At 73.7% G+C, this 2,960-nt stretch carries 1 protein-coding gene and 2 pseudogenes; 2 read left to right on the top strand and 1 reads right to left on the bottom strand.

Features of this window, described 5'->3' with window-relative positions; all coding sequences use genetic code 11:
• Positions 1 to 655 (bottom strand): annotated as a pseudogene (locus tag SACPADRAFT_RS31905) (hypothetical protein); the annotation flags it as partial.
• A 251-nt stretch (positions 656 to 906) separates the two neighbouring features.
• Here SACPADRAFT_RS31905 and SACPADRAFT_RS0201015 point away from each other — a divergent pair.
• Together SACPADRAFT_RS0201015 and SACPADRAFT_RS33665 are read left to right on the top strand one after the other, a co-directional pair.
• A complete protein-coding gene (locus SACPADRAFT_RS0201015) occupies positions 907 to 2,778 on the top strand; it encodes an ABC transporter ATP-binding protein (protein WP_028662124.1) in 1,872 nt (623 codons plus the stop codon).
• Positions 2,775 to 2,960: pseudogene (locus SACPADRAFT_RS33665) on the top strand (hypothetical protein); the annotation flags it as partial. The gene SACPADRAFT_RS0201015 and the pseudogene SACPADRAFT_RS33665, both read left to right, overlap by 4 nt.

The following is a 2,960-nucleotide window of genomic DNA, read 5'->3' on the forward strand; positions in this document are numbered from 1 at the left end:
CGCGCACCGGTACCCGGGGGCGCCCGAGTGTCCGGAGCGTGGCCGCCACGGCCGCCACGGCGGTGAGCGCGAACACCAGCCGCGCGTCGGTGACCGCCCCGGCGACCGGGTCGGTCCCCGTCAGCGTGCGGGGCAGGCCGAACAGGGACATCACCGGACCGTACGGCGTGTAGTCGTAGACCCCCGGGTCGTCGAGCGCGGCGATGTCGGCGTACGGCGTCCCGGTGTCCAGCAACCGTTCCGCCGAGCGTTCGATCACCCACACCTCGGGCTGGGCGTTCCAGACGTCCGGGTCCTCCGCCCAGTCGCCACCCGCGCTCCCGCGGCGGAGTACGAGCGTGACCAGGGGCGCCAGCATGCCCACGGCCGCGACCAGGGCGACGCCGACCCACCGGGACCACACGGCCGGAACCGGGGGGAACCGGTCGTTCCCCGGGCGGGCACGGGTCCGGAGGACGAGCCCCGACAGTGCGGTGTGCAGCAACGCCGACGTGTAGGCGGCGGTGGCGAACGCCCCCCAGACCCGGAAGCCGAGGTGTTTGTCGGTGAGCGCCAGCACGAGTGCGTAGACCGCGCAGCCCAGGTACAGCGCGCCGTCCAGCCACAGCGGCCGGATTCCCCTTCCGCGCCCCGTGCCGACGGCCGGTGTTTCCATGGCGCCCGAGACTACGCGAGCGCACCGACACCGTTGTGTGACACCGCCGTGACCGGTACCGCTCGCTGACGAACCACCGGCCCGTGACCGTCGGTGCCGGGCGGCACAATGCGGGGCGCACGGCGTGCGGCGGGCCCGGTCCGGTCCGCGGGACGTCCGGCGGTGCCGGTGGTGTCTGCGGTGCCGGCGGTGCTGCGCCGGGCATGACGGCGAGGAGCACGACCCGGGTCGGGTGCGGGAAGGGATTGCTGGTGGAGAACACGTGGTCGCTGCTGCACGGCGCGATGAACGCGGCCGACACGCCCACGGGCCTGCGTCGGGGGACGGTGCGCCGGGTGGCCCGGTTCGCCCGGCCGCACTGGCGCAGGCTCGCGGTGTTCGGCGTGCTGACCGTGGTCTCCGCGGTCCTGGCGGTGAGCACGCCCCTGCTGGCCGGGCGGGTGGTCGACGTGATCGTGGGGGACGGCGCGGCGACCACGGTCGTGTGGCTGGCCCTGCTCATCGCGGGCATCGCCGTCGCCGACGCGGGTGTGGGGCTGGCGGAGCGGTGGCAGTCCGCGCACATCGGGGAGGGGCTGATCTTCGATCTGCGCCGGGCGGTGTTCGAGCACGTCCAGCGGATGCCGATCGCGTTCTTCGCGCGTAGCCGTACCGGTGCACTGGTGAGCAGGCTGAACAACGACGTCATCGGGGCACAGCGCACCTTCACCGCCACGCTGTCCGGGCTGGTCACCAACGTGGTGCAGCTGCTGCTGTCGTTCGCCGTGATGGTGACCCTCTCCTGGCAGGTGACCCTGCTGGCGCTGGCGCTGCTGCCGGTGTTCGTGCTGCCCGCGCGGCGGATCGGCAGGCGCATGGCGGCGTTGCAACACGAGGCGGCCGGGCTCAACGCCTCGATGACCGACCAGATGACCGAGCGGTTCTCCGCCCCCGGCGCGACCCTGGTGAAGCTGTTCGGCAGGCCGGACGTCGAGGTGGACGAGTTCGGTGCCCGGGCGGGCCGGGTCCGCGACATCGGGGTGCGGACCGCGATGCTGACCCGGTGGTTCATGACCAACCTCACGCTGGTCTCCGCGCTGGCCCAGGCCCTGGTCTACGGGCTCGGTGGCTGGCTGGCGCTGCGCGGCACGCTGGACGCGGGCACGGTGGTCTCCCTGGCCCTGCTGCTGACCCGTCTGTACACCCCGCTGACCGCGCTGGCCAACGTGCGCGTCGACGTGATGACCGCACTGGTGTCGTTCGAGCGGATCTTCGAGGTGCTCGACCTGCGGCCGATGCTCACCAAGACCGACCGGCCCACGCCGCTGCCCGGGGGCGGGGTCTCCCTGGAGTTCGACGACGTCCGGTTCGCCTACCCGTCCGCGGAGCAGTACTCCCTCGCCTCGTTGGAGGAGGTGGCCGTGGTCGACGACCGCGGTGGTGAGCAGGTCCTGCACGGCATCGACTTCCGTGTCGAACCGGGACGGATGGTGGCGCTGGTCGGCTCGTCCGGGGCCGGCAAGTCCACCATCGCAGCGCTGGTGCCCCGGTTGTACGACCCGGACTCCGGGAGCGTGCGGTTGTCCGGGGTGGATGTCCGGGACCTCTCCTTCGCCACGGTGCGCGGGGCCGTCGGCCTGGTGACCCAGGACGGGCACCTGTTCCACGACACCATCCGGGCCAATCTGACCTACGCCGCGCCGGCGGCGGACGAGGCCGACATCTGGGACGCGCTCGACCGGGCGCGGCTGGAGCCGTTGGTCCGGTCCCTGCCGGACGGGCTGGACACCGTCGTCGGCGAGCGGGGATACCGGTTGTCCGGGGGTGAGCGGCAACGGCTGACCATCGCGCGGCTGTTGCTGGCGCGACCGCGGGTGGTGGTGCTGGACGAGGCCACCGCGCACCTGGACTCGGAGTCCGAGGCCGCGGTGGGGGCGGCACTGGCCGACGCGCTGCGGGGCCGCACGGCGGTCGTGATCGCGCACCGGCTGTCCACCGTGCGCGCCGCCGACGAGATCCTCGTGGTGGAGCAGGGCCGCATCGTCGAACGCGGCGACCACACCGAACTGCTGGAGCGCGACGGCCGCTACGCGGAGCTGCACCGGACGCAGTTCGCCGCCGGGACCGAACGGTCGACGGTATGACCGCGCCGGGCACGCCGACACCGGCCACGGGATCACCGCCCGGCAGCCGGGAACCGGAGGGTCCGGGCCCCGGTCCCGGACCGTGGCTGTGGACGTGGCCGGTGTGGCCGCCGCGGCACGGCGGCCCGCCCCGGGCGGTGGCCCTGGTGCTGCACGGGGGTGCGCAGTACGGCACCGAGGTG

This window comes from Saccharomonospora iraqiensis subsp. paurometabolica YIM 90007 (assembly GCF_000231035.2).
In the GTDB taxonomy this organism is placed as follows: Bacteria; Actinomycetota; Actinomycetes; order Mycobacteriales; family Pseudonocardiaceae; genus Saccharomonospora; species Saccharomonospora paurometabolica.